This is a genomic window from Pseudonocardia kujensis (assembly GCF_021283305.1).
GTDB lineage: Bacteria > Actinomycetota > Actinomycetes > Mycobacteriales > Pseudonocardiaceae > Pseudonocardia > Pseudonocardia kujensis.
In genome coordinates this window covers 19,003-36,987 of the sequence record NZ_JAJSOK010000056.1, presented here as the reverse complement: position 1 = coordinate 36,987, position 17,985 = coordinate 19,003, and the positions used below count along the sequence as shown (strand labels likewise).

The 17,985-nt window shown below is 75.3% G+C and carries 14 protein-coding genes; 9 read left to right on the top strand and 5 right to left on the bottom strand.

The window, feature by feature from the left end; all coding sequences use genetic code 11:
- Window positions 1-27 precede the first annotated feature (27 nt).
- Complete coding sequence (locus LWC35_RS29060; protein ID WP_232873466.1) at window positions 28-1,068, top strand: zinc-dependent alcohol dehydrogenase family protein; 1,041 nt, start codon at window positions 28-30, stop codon at window positions 1,066-1,068.
- Between the two features lie 109 nt (window positions 1,069-1,177).
- On the opposite strand, the gene LWC35_RS29055 is transcribed toward LWC35_RS29060, so the two are convergent.
- Complete coding sequence (locus LWC35_RS29055; protein ID WP_372463120.1) at window positions 1,178-2,185, bottom strand: aldo/keto reductase; 1,008 nt, start codon at window positions 2,183-2,185, stop codon at window positions 1,178-1,180.
- 113 nt (window positions 2,186-2,298) lie between these two features.
- Between LWC35_RS29055 and LWC35_RS29050 the strand changes: the two genes are divergently transcribed.
- The 4 genes from LWC35_RS29050 to LWC35_RS29035 all read left to right on the top strand — a co-directional run bounded on the left by LWC35_RS29050 (window position 2,299) and on the right by LWC35_RS29035 (window position 8,576).
- Window positions 2,299-4,113 (top strand): flavin-containing monooxygenase, encoded by a 1,815-nt coding sequence (locus tag LWC35_RS29050; RefSeq protein WP_232873464.1) that lies wholly within the window; start codon window positions 2,299-2,301, stop codon window positions 4,111-4,113.
- Window positions 4,114-4,189: 76 nt separating this feature from the next.
- Window positions 4,190-5,398: an NAD(P)/FAD-dependent oxidoreductase gene (locus LWC35_RS29045; RefSeq protein ID WP_232873463.1), complete on the top strand. Its 1,209-nt coding sequence runs from the start codon at window positions 4,190-4,192 to the stop codon at window positions 5,396-5,398.
- Between the two features lie 101 nt (window positions 5,399-5,499).
- Window positions 5,500-7,857: a PIG-L family deacetylase gene (locus LWC35_RS29040; protein ID WP_232873462.1), complete on the top strand. Its 2,358-nt coding sequence runs from the start codon at window positions 5,500-5,502 to the stop codon at window positions 7,855-7,857.
- A complete protein-coding gene (locus LWC35_RS29035; RefSeq protein WP_232873461.1) occupies window positions 7,854-8,576 on the top strand; it encodes a glycosyltransferase family 2 protein in 723 nt (240 codons plus the stop codon). The genes LWC35_RS29040 and LWC35_RS29035 overlap by 4 nt, the downstream gene beginning before the upstream one ends.
- 4 nt (window positions 8,577-8,580) lie before the next feature.
- On the opposite strand, the gene LWC35_RS29030 is transcribed toward LWC35_RS29035, so the two are convergent.
- Window positions 8,581-9,048: an STAS domain-containing protein gene (locus LWC35_RS29030; protein WP_232873460.1), complete on the bottom strand. Its 468-nt coding sequence runs from the start codon at window positions 9,046-9,048 to the stop codon at window positions 8,581-8,583.
- A gap of 116 nt (window positions 9,049-9,164) precedes the next feature.
- Complete coding sequence (locus tag LWC35_RS29025; RefSeq protein ID WP_232873459.1) at window positions 9,165-9,332, bottom strand: hypothetical protein; 168 nt, start codon at window positions 9,330-9,332, stop codon at window positions 9,165-9,167.
- Between the two features lie 160 nt (window positions 9,333-9,492).
- Here LWC35_RS29025 and LWC35_RS29020 point away from each other — a divergent pair, with 160 nt between their 5' ends.
- Entirely contained in the window at window positions 9,493-10,104 is a 612-nt protein-coding gene (locus tag LWC35_RS29020; protein ID WP_232873458.1) for a hypothetical protein, read from the top strand.
- On the opposite strand, the gene zwf is transcribed toward LWC35_RS29020, so the two are convergent.
- A complete protein-coding gene (zwf, locus tag LWC35_RS29015) occupies window positions 10,101-11,597 on the bottom strand; it encodes a glucose-6-phosphate dehydrogenase (protein ID WP_232873457.1) in 1,497 nt (498 codons plus the stop codon). The genes LWC35_RS29020 and zwf overlap by 4 nt on opposite strands.
- A gap of 133 nt (window positions 11,598-11,730) precedes the next feature.
- Here zwf and LWC35_RS29010 point away from each other — a divergent pair, with 133 nt between their 5' ends.
- The 3 genes from LWC35_RS29010 to LWC35_RS29000 all read left to right on the top strand — a co-directional run bounded on the left by LWC35_RS29010 (window position 11,731) and on the right by LWC35_RS29000 (window position 17,220).
- Window positions 11,731-12,954, top strand: coding sequence for a saccharopine dehydrogenase family protein (locus LWC35_RS29010; protein WP_232873456.1), 1,224 nt, complete (start codon window positions 11,731-11,733; stop codon window positions 12,952-12,954).
- Between the two features lie 174 nt (window positions 12,955-13,128).
- Window positions 13,129-15,534, top strand: a complete 2,406-nt coding sequence (locus LWC35_RS29005; RefSeq protein WP_232873455.1) for a CaiB/BaiF CoA transferase family protein — start codon at window positions 13,129-13,131, stop codon at window positions 15,532-15,534.
- Window positions 15,535-15,612: 78 nt separating this feature from the next.
- The gene (locus LWC35_RS29000) at window positions 15,613-17,220 is read left to right on the top strand and encodes an AMP-binding protein (RefSeq protein WP_232873454.1); all 1,608 of its coding nucleotides are present in this window, start codon (window positions 15,613-15,615) and stop codon (window positions 17,218-17,220) included.
- A gap of 126 nt (window positions 17,221-17,346) precedes the next feature.
- Here LWC35_RS29000 and LWC35_RS28995 read toward each other — a convergent pair whose 3' ends face one another.
- Complete coding sequence (locus LWC35_RS28995; protein ID WP_232873453.1) at window positions 17,347-17,901, bottom strand: LLM class flavin-dependent oxidoreductase; 555 nt, start codon at window positions 17,899-17,901, stop codon at window positions 17,347-17,349.
- Window positions 17,902-17,985 lie beyond the last annotated feature (84 nt).

Sequence of the window (17,985 nt, the reverse complement as noted above, 5' to 3'; positions counted from 1 at the left end):
CCGGGCGCGTGGGGGCAGAATCCCCACGTGCCCCGCGTGATCAGATTCCACGAGCTCGGCGGACCCGAGGTGCTGCGCGTCGAGGACCTCCCGGTCCGCGCGCCCGGCCCCGGCGAGGTCCGGATCCGGGTCGACGCCGTCGGCCTCAACCGGGCGGAGGTCAACTTCCGCCGCGGCACCTACCTCGAGGACCCGCGCCTGCCGGCGGGGCTGGGCACCGAGGCGGCCGGCGAGATCCTCGAGGTCGGGCCGGGTGTCACGGGCTGGGCCGCCGGCGACGCCGTCAGCGTCGTCCCCGCCTTCTCGCAGAACGACTACCCGGTCTACGCCGAGGAGGCCGTGGTACCGGCCGCGGCGCTGGTCCGGCGCCCGGACGGGATGGACGCCGTGACGGGCGCGGCGGTCTGGATGCCGTACGTGACGGTGTACGGGATGGTCGCCGAGATCCTGCGGGTGCGGCCGGGCGACCGGGTCGTCGTCACGGCGGCGTCGAACAGCATCGGCGTCGCGGCGCTGCAGGTCCTGCGGTACCTCGGCGCGGTGCCGGTCGCGACCGTCCCGGCGCCCGGCCCGGAGGCGGCGCTGCACGAGGCGGGGGCGGCCGAGGTGGTGGTGACCGGGCCCCACGACGGCGACGGCCGGCAGGTCCCCGACGGCGGTTCCCTCGCCGAGGCCCTGCGCACCGCGCTGGAGCGGGCCGACCCGGGTGGCCCGGCCGGCGCGCACCTGGTCCTCGACGCCGTCGGTGGCCCGCAGGTCGACCAGCTCGTCAGGGCCTGCGCCCCCGGGGCGAGCGTGATCGTGCACGGCGGGCTGTCCGGGCTGCCCACTCCCCTGCCCGGCGGCGGGTACGCGGCCGTGTGGCTGCGTCGCTACCGGGTCTTCGAGATCACCGGCGACCCGGTGGCGCTGCACCGGGCGGTCGCGTTCGTGCGGGCGGGCCTGGCGTGCGGGGCGCTGCGCCCGGTGATCGACCGGGTCTTCGCGTTCGACGACGTCGCCGCCGCCCACACCTACCTGGACTCCCCCGACCGCGCCCCCGGCAAGCCCGTCCTGCGCGTCCGCTGAGCGCCCGCGTTGTGGAACCATAATGCGCTCTTGAGACCGGGAATTGCGCATTATGGTTCCATAACGCACTCAGAAACCAGCCGAATGCGCGTTATGGTTCCATAATGCGCTAGGCCCAGGCGCGGGCGGAGCGGGCGGCCCAGTACTGCTCGGCCGGCTCGGCGAGGTCGAGCAGCTCGTCCTCCACCTCGGCCGGGATCTTCAGCCCCGCGGCGGCCGCGTTGCTCACGACCTGCGCGGGGTCGACCGCGCCGGACAGCACGATCCCTGCCCACGGCTCGGCCAGCACCGCCGCGAACGCCAGCCGGTCCACGCTGGTGCCCAGATCCTCGGCGAGGTTCGCGACCCGGTCGTCGCGCGAGTTCGTCGCGCCCCCCGGGGCCAGCCGCCCGTTCGCCACGGCCTCCTTGACGATCACGCGCGCGCCGGCGTCCGCGGCCTCGGCCAGCGCCGGCCCGGCGGACGGCTCGAGGATGTTCCAGGTGCTCTGGAACGAGGTGAACAGCGGCTCACCGTCCACCGTGACGTCCAACGCCCGGCGCACGGCCTCGGCCTGCTGCGGCCCCGACGTCGAGATCCCGACCCGGATCCCGTGCTCGCGCAGGTCGGCCATCGCGCGGTGGAGCTCGGCGTCGTCGAGCGCGCCGGTGTCGAGCGTCGCCGAGTGCACGTGGTAGACCGCGAGCCGGTCACCGAGCAGGGCCAGCGACTCCGCGGACTGCTCGGCGAAGGCCTCCACGGAGTGGTCCTTGACCTCGTGCGTGCCGGAGACGGAGCCTGTGGAGTCGCCCATCGGAACCCCGTCCAGACGCCAGTCGCCGACGTACCGGTAGCCCCACTTCGACCCGATCTCGACGTCCGTCGCCTCCGGGCGGGCGGCCAGCCACCCGGCGAGGAACTCCTCGGCCCGGCCGTAGGAGCGGGCGGCGTCGACGTACCGGATCCCGGCCGCGTACGCCGCGTCGAGCACCGCCCAGGTGCGTTCGCGCAGCGCCTCGACGTCCCGCGCGTCGCCGAGGTCGCGCTCGCGTCCGGCGGTGATGTACGCGGGCCTGCCGACCGCGGCCAGCCCGATCCCGATGCGGCGTACGGAGGTCACGCCCCCACGCTGCCACATCGCGAACCCGCGGCGCGGTTGCAACGACGCTGCAACCCTTGATCCCCGCGCCCCGGAGGACTTGGCTGCAGTGGCACACACCACATGCACGCGAGACGGACAGGGAGGTCCGCATGACCCAGACCCTCGAACCGGCCACCGCCACCGGGCCCCGCGAGCGGGTCGACACGTGGCTCGCCGACTTCGAGGCCGCCCTCGCGGCCCGGGACGCCGAGCGGGCGGCCGGCCTCTTCGCGACGACGTCGTTCTGGCGCGACCTGGTCGCGTTCACCTGGAACATCAAGACCGTCGAGAACCGCGACGGGATCGCGGACCTGCTGCGGGCGACCATGGAGTCGACGGACGCGCGCAACTTCCACACCACCGAGGAGCCCACCGAGGCCGGCGGCGTCGTCGACGCCTGGATCGGGTTCGAGACGGCCGTCGGCCGCGGCCGCGGGCACCTGCGGCTCACCGACGAGGGCGCCTGGACCTTCCTCACCACGCTCTACGAGCTGAAGGGGCACGAGGAGCCGCAGGGCGAGCGCCGGCCCATGGGGGCCGAGCACGGGGTCAACCGGGAGCGCGTGACCTGGGCGGAGGCCCGCCGGGCCGAGGTCGAGGAGATGGGCCGCACCCGCCAGCCCTACGTCGTCGTGGTCGGCGGCGGCCAGGGCGGCATCGCGCTCGGCGCACGGCTCAAGCAGCTCGGGGTGCCGCACGTCGTCGTCGACCGGTACGCCCGGCCCGGCGACCAGTGGCGCAGCCGGTACAAGTCGCTCTGCCTGCACGACCCGGTCTGGTACGACCACCTGCCCTACATCGACTTCCCGAAGAACTGGCCGGTCTTCGCGCCGAAGGACAAGATCGCCGACTGGCTCGAGATGTACACGAAGGTCATGGAGGTCAACTACTGGTCCTCCACGACCTGCCGGTCCGCCTCCTACGACGAGGCGAAGCAGGAGTGGACGGTCGTCCTCGACCGCGACGGCGAGGAGATCACCCTCCACCCCAAGCAGCTCGTGCTGGCCACCGGCATGTCCGGCAAGCCGAACGTGCCGCAGTTGCCCGGCCAGGACGTGTTCCGGGGCGAGCAGCACCACAGCTCGAAGCACCCGGGACCGGACGCCTACAAGGACAAGAAGGTCGTGGTCGTCGGGTCGAACAACTCGGCGTTCGACATCTGCGGTGCGCTGTGGGAGGTGGGCGCCGACGTCACGATGGTGCAGCGCTCGTCGACCCACATCGTGAAGTCCGACTCGCTGATGGACCTGGGGCTGGGCGACCTGTACTCGGAGCGCGCCGTCGCCGCCGGGGTGACCACGCAGAAGGCCGACATGACCTTCGCGTCCATCCCGTACCGGATCATGCACACCTTCCAGCAGCCGGTGTACGCGGCGATCAAGGAGCGCGACCAGGAGTTCTACGACCGGCTGGAGGCCTCCGGCTTCCGCCACGACTGGGGCGACGACGACTCCGGCCTGTTCATGAAGTACCTGCGCCGCGGCTCGGGCTACTACATCGACGTCGGTGCCGCGGACCTGATCGCGAACGGCGAGGTGAAGCTCGTGCAGGGCCAGGTCGTCGAGCTGACCGAGCACACCGTCAAGCTCGACGACGGGACCGAGCTCGAGGCCGACCTCGTCGTCTACGCGACCGGGTACGGCTCGATGAACGGCTGGGCCGCCGACCTGATCAGCCAGGAGGTGGCCGACAAGGTCGGGAAGGTGTGGGGACTCGGCTCCGACACCACCAAGGACCCGGGCCCGTGGGAGGGCGAGCAGCGCAACATGTGGAAGCCCACCCAGCAGGAGGGGCTGTGGTTCCACGGGGGCAACCTGCACCAGAGCCGCCACTACTCGCTCTACCTCGCGCTGCAGCTCAAGGCCCGGCTCGAGGGCATCCCGACCCCGGTGTACGGCCTGCAGGAGGTGCACCACACCGCCTGAGTGCGGCGACGCGGTGCCCGGCGGCAGGCGGACGGACCACGTGAGTGGATCTCCGCCGCCGGGTATCCCGCGTCACATGCATGCCGAACTCCTCGTCGTCGGCGGCGGACCGGCCGCGCTGGCCGCCGCCACCAGCTACCGCGACCACGGGGGCGACGGCGCCGTCGTGCTCGTCTCGGACGACACCGCGCCGCCGTACTTCCGACCGCCGCTGTCGAAGGACTACCTCCGCGGCGAGTCCGAGGCGGGCGACACCGAGCTGACCCCCGCGACCACGTACACCGACCGCGGGATCACCCTGCTGCTGCGGCAGATGGTCACCACGCTGTCCGGCGAGGAGCGCGCCGCGCAGCTGTCGAGCGGTGACCGCATCACCTTCAAGGCCTGCGTGCTGGCCACCGGGTCCGCGCCGAAGCCGCTCCCGGTGCCCGGGGCCGACGCGCCCGCCGTCGCCATGCTGCGTTCCCTCGACAGCGCCAAGGAGCTGCGCTCCGCCGCCCTGGTCGCCCGCACCGCCGTCGTGGTCGGGTCCGGGTTCATCGGCTGCGAGGCCGCCGCCTCGCTGGCCCGCCGCGGGCTGGACGTCACGGTGGTGAGCACCGAGGAGCTGCCCCAGGAGAACCGCCTCGGCGCCGACGCCGGCCGCCGCATCGCGGGCTGGCTCGCCGACGACGGCGTCCGGCTGGTCGGCGGCGCGGAGGTCGAGGCGATCGAACCGCTCGGCGACCCCGAGGAGCGCCCGCGCCGGGTCCGGGTGGCCGGGCACGAACCCCTGGAGGCCGACCTGGTGCTGGTCGCCGGCGGGATCGACCCGCGCGTCACCCTCGCGCGGGCCACCGGCGCGAAGGTCGAGCAGGACCGCGTGGTCGTCGACGAACACATGCGCACCTCCCTGCCGGGTTTGTACGCGGCGGGCGACGTCGCCTACGCCCGCAACGCGACCGCGGGCCGCCACCTCGTCGTCGAGCACTGGGGCGAGGCGGAGGCGATGGGCACCGTCGCCGGTGGCGTGGCGGCGGGGGCCGATCTGCGCTGGGACGGCGTGCCGGGCTTCTGGACGGAGATCGGCGGCCGCACCCTCAAGTACGCCGCGTGGGGTGACGGGTACGAGACGGCCCACCTGGTCGACCACGGCGGCGGCGCCTTCACCGTCTGGTACGCCGACGAGCAGGGCCGGGCGGTCGGCGTGGCCACCCACGAGGCCGACGAGGACTACGAGCGCGGCCAGGAGCTCGTGGCGGGTGGGAAATCCGTCCCGGACGTGGCGACGCTCACAGAGAAGTAGAGACGGACGACCCTCCGGGTACGCCTCCGGGGATCACACCGGGGTCGGCCCGACCCCGCATCACGTGCAGCCCCGACGGGGCTCCGGGGGAAGGGGCGCGCGTGTCGCTGCTGTCCGCGTCGTCCGGAATCGGCTCTCGCGTGGGTCCGCCCGGAGGGTCGCGCGCGGCGGACCGGCTCGCCGCACTGCTGCGCGGCGGCGAGCTCGAGCTACCGCCCCCCGGGCAGGGCGCGACCGCGGTCCGTTGGGCCCGGCTCGCCGCTTGGGGCCGGGAGAGCCTCCCGCTCGCCCGGCTGGCCGAGGGCCACACCGACGCGGTCGCGATCCTGCGGGAGGCAGGCGCCGAGCCGGTGCCCGGGGTTCGCTACGGCGTGTGGGCAGCCCGCTCGGGCGGCACCGGCGCCGAGCTGACCGGCGCGGCCGGCGCCTGGGTCCTGCGCGGCCGGGTCCGGTTCTGCTCGGGCGCCCCGGACCTGGAGCGCGCGCTCGTGGTGGCCGCCGCGCCCGGCGGGAGCCGGATCGTCGACCTCGACCTGTCGCGGCCCGGGATCCGGCGGCACCCGGACTCCTGGCGCGTCGCCGGCATGCGGGACAGCGACACCCTCGACGTCGACCTCGACGACCTCGAGCTGACCGACCTGGTCGGCGAGCCCGGCTTCTACACCGAACGGCCGGGGTTCTGGTGGGGTGGGGCCGGGGTCGCGGCCGTGTGGCTGGGCGGCGCCGCCGGGATCGTCGACGACCTCCGGGAACGGTTGCAGGGGAAGGCCGACCCCCATCAGCTCGCCCACCTCGGCGCACTGCACGCCGGGCTCGAGGCGGTCGACGCGCTCCTCACCCGCACCGCCGACGCGATCGACGCCGACCCCAAGTCCTCCCACCGCACCGCCGCGTGGACCGCACGGGCCGCGGCCGAGCAGCTCTGCCGGAGCGTCCTCGACATCGCCCCACGGGTCGCCGGGGTCGCCGCGCTGGCAGGCGGGCTGGCGGACCGGCTCGCCGACCTGGGGCTCTACGTCCGCCAGCACCACGGCGAGCGCGATCTCGCCGCGCTGGGCGAGACGGTGCTGGGCGGGACCGTGCCGGGCGAGGCCCCGGCCGGGCGGGACTCTGCCGGGCGAGACTCTGCGGGGCGGGACTCTGCCGGGCGGGACTCTGCCGGGCGACGACCGGTGACCACCGCCGTGAACGCCTGGGCCGAGGCGCTCGCCACCCACGCCCCGCCTCCCCTGGACCCGGCCGTCGGCCACCAGGTCGTGGTGGCCGCCCACCCGGACGACGAGACCCTGGCCGCGGCGGGGTTCCTGCGCGCGGTGCACGCCGCGGGCGGCACCGTCGAGCTCGTCGTCGCGACGGACGGCGAGGCCGCCTTCCCCGACGCGTCGCCGGCCGACCGGGCCGCGCTCGGCCGGACCCGCCGCGCCGAGCTGCACGCCGCGCTCGAGGCCCTCGGTCTCGGCGACACCGCGGTGACCTGGCTCGGGCTGCCCGACTCGGGGCTCGCCGACCGGGAGGACGAGCTGACAGGGGCACTCGCGCCGCTGCTGCGGGAGGCCGACGCCTGCCTGGCGCCCTGGACCGGCGACCCGCACCCGGACCACGCGGCCGCGGGCCGCGCCGCCGAGCGGGCGGCCCCGGTGCGGGCGCACCGGTTCGCCTACCCGATCTGGATGTGGCCCTGGATGGGGCCGGACGACCCCGCCGTCCCGTGGGCGACGGCCTGCGAGCACCGGCTCGACGAGCCGGCCCGCCGGGCGAAGGCGGCCGCGATCGAGCGGTTCGCCTCCCAGCTCTCCGCGGCCCCCGACGGCAGCCCCCCGATCCTGCCCCCGGACGTCCTGGCCCACTTCGCCACGGGCCGGGAGCTGTTCTTCCGCGTCCCGCGCCCGGACAGCGCACCGGCCGCGCGGTTCGCCGACCTCTACGCCGGCGGCGCCGACCCGTGGGACACCCGCACCAGCTGGTACGAGGAGCGCAAGCGCACCGTGGTCGCGGCCTGCCTGCCGCGCCCGCACTACGCGCACGCCGCCGAGCCGGGCTGCGGGCTCGGCGGGCTCACCCGGGTCCTCGCCGGGCGCTGCACCGCGGTCACGGCCTCGGACTACACGCCGGCCGCCGTCGCCGCCACCCGCGAGGTGACCAGCGGCATCCCCGGCGTCGCCGTGCTGCAGGCCGCGCTGCCGGATCCGCGGGCGGTGCCCGACGGCGTCGACCTCGTGGTGCTGAGCGAGGTGCTCTACTACCTCTCCCCTGCCGACGTCGACGCCGTGGCCGACCTGCTCGCCCGGGCTCTCGTGCCGGGCGGCGACGTGGTGCTCGCGCACTGGCGCGGCTGGCCGGCGGAGGCGCCGCAGGATGCGGCCGCCACCCACCGCAGGATCCTCGACGACCCCCGCTTCGACCTCCTGGTCGAGCACGTCGACGAGGAGTTCCTGCTCCACGTCCTCCGGCGCCCGTGACCGGCCCGTTCGCGACCGTCCCGGTCGGGGCGACGGCCGCCGGGCCGGTCGAGGCCGTGGCGGTCGTGGTGCCCGCCCGGGACGAGGCCGACCGGATCGGGTCCTGTCTGCACTCGGTGCGCGTGGCGCTGGCCGGGTCCGGGCTGCCCGGCGCGGTCTGCGTGGTCGCCGACCGGTGCACCGACGCGACCGAGGCGGTCGCCGCCCCGCACGCCGAGGTCGTCCGGAACACCGCGGCCCGCACGATCGGCGAGCTGCGCACCCTCGGCGCGCACCGGCTGCTGGCCCGGCTGCCCGCCCGGACCTGGTTGCTCAGCACGGACGCGGACACGGTCGTGCCGCCGAGCTGGGTCGCCGACCACCTCCGGCACGCCCGGCGCGGGGCCGACGCCGTCGTCGGCATCGTCGACCTCGACGATCCCGACGCGCTGCCCCCCGACGTGCTGTGCCGCTACGCCGACCTCGTCCGTGCCGGGACCGGGGTCGACCGGCACACGCACGCCTACGCGGCCAACCTGGGGGTGCGGGCGGAGGCGTTCCGGCAGGTCGGCGGCTTCCCGGCCGTCCCGTCGGGCGAGGAGCACGCGCTGCTCGCCCGGCTGCGGGCCGCCGGGTACCGGGTGGTGTCCCCCACCGACGTCCGGGCCCGGACGAGCGCGCGCACCGAGGGGCGGGCGGTGGGTGGGCTGGCCGACCTGCTGCGCGGGCTGGGCGCGTGAGGGCTCAGGGGCGCGCGAGGTCGTCGAGCGCGGCGACGAGGTGCAGCTGACCGTCGACCCCCGTCACCTGCATCGGGCGCAGCACGATCCGGCTGCCGCCGGTGACCACGGCGACCGTGGTCCCGACGGCCTCGGCCGCGCGCTGCGTGCGGACCAGTGCGGCGAGCCCGCGGGAGGCCAGGAAACGGACACCCGTGAGGTCCACGACCAGGAACTTCGCCGTGCGGACCTGGTCGATCGCGGCGTCCTGGAAGGCGGCGGCCTCCGCGGCGTCGATCTCCCCGCGGACCGCGAGCACCCGGATGCGCTCGCCCGCCCGGCACAGGAACAGCTCGATGCCGCTGCCGGGCTCGTCGAGGCGCTCCCAGGCTCCGGCCGCGCCGCACCACGCCGCGACCTCGGGCAGGTCGGGCGGCAGGCCCGGCGCGGGGCCGGTTCCGGCACGCTCGGCACTGTCGGGAGCGGGGCACACGGGATCTCGTCCTCTCGGCGTGGGAGCAGGCTTCTCGACTCCGACCAGTGTGCCCACGACCGTACCGCCCCACAGCGGCCCCGGCGCGAGGGCGACCACCCGGATGCGCGATCTTGCTACCGCTGGCAGCCGGGGCACCACCAGGTCGCACGCCCGTGCGGCGTGCGCGCGGCCGGCCGGAAGGCCACGGGCTCGGTGAGGTCGGTCAGGGCGAGGCGGGGATGCCGGAAGGCGCCGGCGACGACGGTGCGGCCCGCCGTCGCCGCGGGCAGCCGGGCGGCCAACCGCGATGGAGTCGCCCTCCGCCACGCCCGCACGATAGGCGCTCCGAGGACCGTGCACCCGTCGGCCGGGTGACTCATATTGCTCCATCCGGCCGGTGCGCGGACGGACGCGTGCTGTGATCGTCGGCGGACGTCGACAGGGTGGTGGACGGGAGCGAGGATGCTGCAGGCGGCGGAGTGCCTCATCGAGGCCGAACGGGTGCTGAACCAGGTGCTCGACGGGGTGGCGCCCGACCAGTGGCGCATCCGCGTCCCACCGCTGCCCGACGGGCCCGATCCCGCCCGACCCACGACGCTCGACGCCCTGGTCCGCCACCACGTCCGGACCAACACCGCGTTGCCCGACCTGCTGGCCGGACGCGCACCGGAGGGCTCGGCCGAGCTCGCCGACCTCACCGATCTCGAGCACCGGCAGGACCTGCCCGCGCTGGCCCGCGAGGTCTCGGACAAGGCGTGTGCGGCGGCCGCGGCCGTCGCCGACCCGGGGGCGCCCACCGGCGAGGGCGGGCTCCCCGCCGGGGAGCTGCTCTGGCGGCGGGCGGTCGGCGCGGCGTTCACCGCCCACGAGGTCTCCGTGCACCGGGGCTCGGTCAACCCGCTCACCGAGCACCTGGCCCGGGCGTTGTGGGAGCACACCGAGCCGGAGGCCGCGCGCTGGCGCGCCCTGGGCTGGTTCGGCGCGCCGCTGACGCCGGTGCCCGCGGACGTGTCCTGGCGCGACCGGTTCCTCATGCTCGCCGGTCGCGACCCGCACCCCCTCTGGGACCGCTAACGACGCTCGCGCCAGGCCCGCTCGAACGGCAGCCGCCACGCGTTGGGCGCGATGAGCTGGTGGATGGCGTTGGGGCCCCACGAGCCGACGGGGTAGTTCTTCACCGGCGGCGGGTCCTCCAGCAGCGGCATGGACCGCTCCCACAGCGACTCGATGCCCTCGGCCGTGGTGAACAGGGTGTGGTCGCCCCGCATGGCGTCGAGGATCAGGCGCTCGTAGGCCTCGAGCACGTCGGCGGCCGACTCGGTCTCCTGCGTGGAGAACTGCATCGACAGCTTCTCCAGCCGGAAGCCCGGGCCGGGGCGCTTGCCGTAGAAGGACAGCGACACCTTGGAGGAGTCGGCGAGGTCGAAGGTCAGGTGGTCCGGGCCCTGGGTGCCGACGCCGGAGCCGGCCGGGAACATCGTCCGCGGCGCCTCCTTGAACGCGATCGAGATGATCCGCTGACCCTCGGCCATCTTCTTGCCGGTGCGCAGGTAGAACGGCACGCCCGCCCAGCGCCAGTTGTCCAGCCCGACCCGCAGGGCGATGAAGGTCTCGGTGTCGGAGTCGCGGGCGACGCCCTCCTCCTCCCGGTACCCGCTGTACTGGCCGCGCACGACGTCCCACGGGTGCACCGGGAGCAGCGAGCGGAAGACCTTGTTCTTCTCCTCGCTGATCGCCCGCGGCTCCAGCGCCGTCGGCGGCTCCATCGCCACGAACGCCATGACCTGCATCAGGTGCGTGACGACCATGTCCTTGTACGCGCCCGTCGACTCGTAGAAGTTCGCGCGCTGGTCCAGCCCGAGCGTCTCCGGGATGTCGATCTGGACGTGGTCGATGAAGTTGCGGTTCCAGATCGGCTCGAACAGGCCGTTGGCGAAGCGGAACGCGAGGATGTTCTGCGCCGCCTCCTTGCCCAGGAAGTGGTCGATCCGGAAGATCTGCGACTCGTCGAAGACCTGGTGCACGTAGTCGTTGAGCTCGATCGCGCTGGCCAGGTCGTGTCCGAAGGGCTTCTCCATGACCACCCGGGAGCGGTCGACGAGGTCGGCGTCGCGCAGCATCGCGATCACGGCCTGGGCGGCCTTCGGCGGCACCGACAGGTAGTGCAGCCGGTGCACGTCCTCGCCGAGCTTCGTCTCGGCCTCCTTCACCGCGGCGGTGAGGCCCTCCGGCCCGGCGCCCTGCGGCACGTAGGTCAGCTTGTCGGCGAAGCCCTCCCACGCCTCGTCCTTGAGCTTGTGGGTCCCGAAGTTCTGCACGGCGTGGTGGGCGAGCTCGCGGAACTGCTCGGTGGACATGTCCTCCATCGCCGTCCCGACGATCCGGACCTCGGGGGCCAGCGAGGACTCGCAGAGGTAGGCGAGGCCCGGCAGCAGCTTGCGCTTGGCCAGGTCCCCGGTGGCGCCGAACAACACGATGACGTGCGGCTTCAACGGCTCCTGGTCACGACGGAAGGGGCGCGAGCCGGGACCGGGGTAGGCGATCGACTGGGGGCGGGACTCGGGCACGCGGGGACTCCTCGGAGACGGACCGGTGGGCACGCGACGTCGGGGACGACCCTATCGCCTCGGGCTCCCGCCGTCCCGCTGTCGTGATCGGGTTCCGCGCGCGGCGGGAGCGGGCACCCGGCACGATGCGCGCATGAGCACGGACACGGGTAGGGAGCGCGCGCACGATCTGGTCGTCTTCGGCGCCACGGGGTTCGTCGGGGCGCTGCTGGCCGGGTATCTCGCGGGCGCGGCGCCGGACGGCGTGCGCATCGCGCTCGCCGGGCGGTCGCGGGACAAGCTGGAACGGGTGCGGGCCGGGCTGCCGGAGCGGGCCCGGGACTGGCCGCTCCTCACCGCGGACTCGACCGACGCCCCCTCGCTGGCGGCGCTCGCCGGGTCGGCGCGCGTCGTCGCCACGACGGTGGGCCCCTATGCGCGATACGGGTTGCCGCTGGTCGAGGCGTGCGCGCGGGCCGGCACGCACTACTGCGACCTGACCGGTGAGGTGCTGTTCGTCCGCGAGGCGATCGACCGGTACGACGCCGCGGCGCGGGAGTCGGGCGCGCGCCTCGTCCATTCGTGCGGGTACGACTCCATCCCCTCCGATCTCGGAATCTTGCTGCTGCGGGAGGCCGCGGGTGCCGACCTGGACCGGGTGCGGGCCGTCGCGACGGCGCGCGGCGGGTTCAGCGGCGGCACCCTCGCCTCGCTGCTCGGGCACGTCGAGAGCGTGGCCGCCGACCCGGCGGCGCGGCGGGTCGCGCTGCGGCCGCACTCGCTGAGCCCCGACCCCGCCGCCGAGCCGGCACCCGACCAGCCGCGCGACGCCGGCCCGCCCCGCCGGGAGCCCGACGGCGCGTGGACCGCCCCGTTCGTCATGGCGCCCTACAACACCCGGATCGTGCGGCGCAGCAACGCCCTGCAGGACTGGGCCTACGGGCGCGGCCTGCGCTACGAGGAGCGGATGGCGGCCGGGCGCGGGATCGCCGGCGCGGCGGCCTCGTCCGCGATCACCGGGGCCGTGGGGGCCCTGGTCGGCGCGGCCGCCTTCCCGCCCACCCGCGCGCTGCTGGAGCGGGTGCTGCCCAAGCCCGGCAGCGGTCCCGGCGAGCAGGCCCGCGCCAAGGGCCACTTCCGGCACGTCCTCACGGGCACCACGGTGGACGGCCGGTCGGTCACCGCCCGCGTCGCGGGCGCCGGGGACCCGGGCTACGCCGCCACCGCGGTGATGCTCGGCGAGAGCGCGCTCTGCCTGGCCCTCGACACCGACCTCCCCGACCGCGCCGGCTCCCTCACCCCCGCCACGGCCATGGGCCACACCCTGATCGAGCGCCTCCGCAAGGCCGGCCACACCTACGGGGCGACCGTGGGCTGACGCGGCCAGGAGCGTCGGGACGCGTGATGGATCCATGACGCGCTGGAGCAGCCCTCCTGCACGCGTCATGGATCCACAACGCGTGCTCGAGCGGGTGCTCCCCGACGCCCCCACGCCCCCTCCCGCTCGTTCCGATCGCCCTGTAGCGTGCGTCACCGTCGGAAGGAAATGACGATGACGTCACGTTCGCAGTCGTTCGACCGCCCCCTCGCGGGCCTGCGCGTCCTCGAGGCCGGCGACACCCTGGCCGCGGCCTATGCGGGTCGGCTCCTGGCCGACCTCGGCGCGGAGGTCGTGCTGCTGGAGGCCCCCGAGGGCGACCCGTTCCGCACCCTCGGGCCGTTCGCGCAGTCGGTACCCGACGCCGAGCGCAGCGCCTCCTTCGCCTACTTCCACGCGGGCAAGCGCTCGGTCGTCGCCGACGACGGCGCGGTCCGCGCGCTCGCCGCGCGCGCCGACGTCGTACTCCGCTCCACCCGGGACGGCTCCGACCGGATCGGCGACGACCTCGTCGCCGATCTCGAGGCCGTCCGGCCGGAGCTCGTGGTCGTCGACCTGTCGACCTTCGGCCGCACCGGCCGCGACGGTCCCCACCCCACGAACGACCTGATCGCGCTGGCCGCGGGCGGCCTGCTGTCGATCAACTCGACCACGCTGCGCGGGCCCGACCCGCTCCCCCTGCGCTACCGCGGCGAGCTGTCGAGCGTGCACGCGGCCTGCGGCGCGGTGCTCTCGCTGCTCGGTGCGCTGTTCGAGCGTCGCCGCAGCGGGCTGGGCCAGCGGCTCGACGTCTCGCTGCAGGCGTCGGTCGCGAGCGTGTTGGCCACCGCGATGTCGCGCTACCACTACACCGGCGAGCTGCCGGTGCGGCAGGGCCACCGGAGCGTCGGGCCGTGGGGCTTCTACCCCTGCCGCGACGGCACGGTCCTCATGCAGATCACCCGCGACGAGGAGTTCCGTCGCCTGGTCACGATGCTCGCCTCGCCGGACTGGGGCGCGCTCGAGATCTTCGAGACGACCGCCGGCCGCGACGAGAACGCCGACGTCCTCGACGTGTTCGTCGCCGAGCACCTCGCGGAGTTCACGCTCGCCGAGTTCCTGGAGCTGGCCGCCGTGCACCGGATCGCGGCCGCGCCCATCCACGGCGCCCGCGACATCCTCGAGTGGGACCACCTCGCCGTCCGGGGCTCCCTCCCGCCGGTCGAGCTCGGCGGCACGCCGGGCGAGGCGCTCCCCGTGCCCGGCCGGCCGTGGCGGGTCGACGGCACCGTCCCCCCGCCCCGCGACCCCGCGCCGGCCCACGCCGAGGCCGACCCGTCGGCGCTCTGGTCCGGCGCCACGGAGCACCCCGCCGGCTCCGGCACCCCCGCCGAGCGCCCGCTCGCCGGCGTCCGCGTCGTCGACCTGACCTGGGTGTGGGCCGGGCCGTTCGCCGCGATGCAGCTGGCCCACCTGGGCGCCGACGTCATCCGGGTGGAGACCGCGACCCGGCTGGAGACCACCCGCGGGCTCGGCCCGTACGCCGACGGCATCGTCGGGCGCGACCGGTCCGGCTACTTCAACCAGTACAACCAGGGCAAGCGCGGCATCGCCCTGAACCTGAAGACCGAGCGCGGGATGGAGTTGCTGCGCGGGCTGGTCGCGACCGCCGACGTCGTGATCGACAACATGAGCGCCGGTGCGCTGGCCCGGATGGGGCTGCCGTACGAGACGCTCGAGGAGATCAACCCGCGGATCGTCGCCGTGTCGATGACCGGCTTCGGTGAGTCGGGGCCCTACCGGGACCGCACGGCCTACGGCTCGCTGATCGACGCGCTGAGCGGGATCGCGTCGTCCAACGGGGACGTCCGGGGTGGACCGACCGACCTGGTGATGTCGCTGCCCGACCCGATGGCCGGGATCACCACGGCGATCGCCACGGTGGCCGCGCTGTACCAGGCCCGGGCCGCGGGTGTGGGCGTGCGTGTCGAGACGGCGATGTTCGAGGCCTGCCTGGCCGCGTTCCCGTGGCCGGTGCTCTACGCCGGGGCGACCGGCGGCGAGGTGCCCGTGATCGGGAACCGGGACGAGCTGGCCAGTCCGCACGGCACCTTCCGCTGCCAGGGCGACGACGAGTGGGTCGCGATCGCCTGCGAGGACGACGCCCAGTTCGCCGGGCTGGCGGTGGTCATCGGCGCCCCCGAGCTGGCCGGGGACCCCCGCTTCGCCACGCTGGCCGCGCGGCGGGTGCACGAGGACGCACTCGAGGCGCTGGTGACCCGGTGGACGGAGCAGCGGACCCCGGTGGAGGGGGCGAAGGCGTTGCAGGCCAAGGGTGTCGGCGCCGAGCCGGTGGCGCGGGTGGACGAGGTGTACCGCTCCCCCGTGCTGGAGGCCCGCGGCTTCTTCCCGGAGACCGTGCACGCCGTGATCGGCAAGCGCCGGCTGCCGTCGGTCGGGTGGATCGCGTCGCGCAGCGCGATGGGGCCGCAGGGCGCCGCCCCGGCCCTCGGCCAGCACACCCGCGAGGTCCTCGCCGAGATCCTCGGCCTGTCCGACGAGGAGCTCGACGCCCTGGAGTGCGCGGGCGTCACCGTCTGAGGCGGCCCGGCCGGCCGCGCCGCCGCGGCCGGCCGGGACCCGCCGGGGGTGACTGGCCGCTGTGCCACGATCACCCCCATGACCGACGCGACGACGCGGGCCCGGGAGCTGCAGGAGCACTACGGGCGGGCGGACCTCTGCCTCGCCGCGGAGCTCTGCGACCGGCACCCCGCCGGTGACGTGGCGGCCACGCTGATCGCCGGCGACCTGTCCGCCGTCGACCTCACCTACGGCGAGCTGCGCGAACGCTCCGAGCGGCTCGCCGCCGGGCTCGCCGGGCTCGGGGTCGGCCCGGGCTCGCGCGTGGCGACCCTGCTGCCCAAGACCGCGGACCTGCTCGTCACGGTGGTGGCGGTGCTGCGGCTCGGCGCGGTGTACGTGCCGCTGTTCACCGCGTTCGCCCCGCAGGCGATCGCGTTGCGGCTGACCGCCTCCGGCGCCTCCGTCGTGATCACCGACGGGACGCAGCGCCCGAAGCTCGACCCGGGCGAGGACATTCCGGCCGACGCGCCGTGGACGGTCGTGACGGTCGGGTCGGACGCGTGGGCGCGGCTCACCGATGCCTCCCCGACGGGCGCACCGTCCGCGGTCGTGGGGCCGGAGGGCGCGATGGTGCAGCTCTACACCTCCGGCACCACGGGCAAGCCGAAGGGCGTGGTCGTGCCGGGGAAGGCGCTGGCGTCGATCGTCGCCTACCAGGAGTTCGCCCTCGACGTCAGGGCCGACGACGTGTTCTGGAACGCCGCCGACCCCGGCTGGGCCTACGGGCTCTACTACGCCCTGCTCGCGCCGCTGGCCACCGGCCGGCGCACGCTGCTGCTCGATGCCGGGTTCTCCGCCCGGTCCACGTGGGACGTCCTGGGCCGCTTCGGGGTCACGGCCTTCGCCGCGGCGCCCACCGTCTACCGCGGGCTGCGGGCCTCGGGGATCGCCCCGCCCGACGGCCTGCGGCTGCGCACCTGTTCCAGTGCGGGCGAACCGCTGAACCCGGACCTGGTGACCTGGGGCCGCGAGGTCCTCGGTGTGGAGATCCGCGACCACTACGGACAGACCGAGCTCGGCATGGTCGTCGCCAACGCCTGGCACCCGGACCTGCGCGAGGAGATCCGGCCGGGCTCGATGGGCCGCGCGCTGCCCGGCTTCCGGGTCGCCGTGCTCGCCGACGACGGCGCGGACGGCGCCGAGAAGGAGCTGCCGCCGGACACCCCCGGCCGGGTCGCGCTCGACGTGCCGGCCAGCCCGCTGCTGTGGTTCGAGGGCTACGCGGGCGGCGTCCGCGGCGACCGGTTCAGCGAGGACGGCCGCTGGTACCTCACCGGCGACGCCGGGCGCGCCGACGCCGACGGCCACCTGTACTTCTCCGCCCGCGACGACGACGTGATCATCATGGCCGGCTACCGGATCGGCCCGTTCGACGTCGAGTCCGTCCTGTCGACGCACCCCGCGGTCGCCGAGGTCGCCGTCGTCGGGATGCCGGACGAGCTGCGCGGCGAGGTCGTGGAGGCGTTCGTGGTGCTGCGCGAGGGCGCGGAAGCGGGGCCGGACCTGCCGGACGAGCTCGCGCAGCTGGTGCGCACCCGCTACGCCGCCCACGCCTACCCGCGCCGGGTCCATGTCGTCGACGCCCTGCCCAAGACCCCGAGCGGGAAGGTCCAGCGCTTCCTCCTGCGGCAGCGGGAGCGCTGAGCCCGGTGCGCGGTCACTCGACCTCGTCGAACGCGCCGAGCAGGGCGCGCAGCACCCGCAGGGTCGAGTCCACGTCAGCGAGGCGACCCGCCCGGCGGCGCGCGGCGCCGAGATCCGTGCCGTCCGTCATCCGCCCGTCCGCCACCCCGCCCACGCCTCGGCGAGCAGCTCGTGGCTGCGGACCCGGTCGGCGTGGTCGGTGGTGATGGTGGTGACCAGGAGCTCGTCGGCCCCGGTCACGCGGGCGAGGGTCGCCAGGCGGTCGCACGCCGTGTCCGGCGCGCCGACGAACTGGGTGTCGACGCGGTCGGCCACCCCGGCCCGCTCCTCGGGCGTCCACTCCCGGGCGCGCGCCTGGGCGGGGGTCACGTACGGCCGCGCCCCGCGCCCCGCACGGATGTCGAGCACCCACTGCGCGTAGGGGGCGGCGAGCTCGCGGGCCCGCGCGTCGGTCTCCGCGACGACGACGTCGGCGGACACGATCAGGTGCGGCTCGGCCACCCGGCCGGGCCGGAAGGCCTCGCGGTAGGCGGCCACGGCGTCGAGCACCAGGTGCGGCACGAGGTGGTAGCTGACCGCGAAGGGCAGCCCGTGCTCCCCGGCCACCCGTGCGCTCTCCCCCGGCGTCGAGCCGAGCACGACCACCTCGACGTCGGCCCCCTCCGCGGGCGTGACGTGCAACGGCTCGGCCCCCCGGGCCGCGGGCGGTGCCGGCGAAGTAGCCGAGGATGTCGGCGACCTCCCGGCCGTAGTCCGGCGGCTCCT

Bases quoted from the DNA above. Each gene is read 5' to 3' on its own strand.
- LWC35_RS29055 (WP_372463120.1), bottom strand. From the start codon at position 2,185: ATGTGGCAGCGTGGGGGCGTGACCTCCGTACGCCGCATCGGGATCGGG.
- LWC35_RS29050 (WP_232873464.1), top strand. From the start codon at position 2,299: ATGACCCAGACCCTCGAACCGGCCACCGCCACCGGGCCCCGCGAGCGG.
- LWC35_RS29045 (WP_232873463.1), top strand. From the start codon at position 4,190: ATGCATGCCGAACTCCTCGTCGTCGGCGGCGGACCGGCCGCGCTGGCC.
- LWC35_RS29020 (WP_232873458.1), top strand. From the start codon at position 9,493: ATGCTGCAGGCGGCGGAGTGCCTCATCGAGGCCGAACGGGTGCTGAAC.
- LWC35_RS29010 (WP_232873456.1), top strand. From the start codon at position 11,731: ATGAGCACGGACACGGGTAGGGAGCGCGCGCACGATCTGGTCGTCTTC.
- LWC35_RS29005 (WP_232873455.1), top strand. From the start codon at position 13,129: ATGACGTCACGTTCGCAGTCGTTCGACCGCCCCCTCGCGGGCCTGCGC.
- LWC35_RS29000 (WP_232873454.1), top strand. From the start codon at position 15,613: ATGACCGACGCGACGACGCGGGCCCGGGAGCTGCAGGAGCACTACGGG.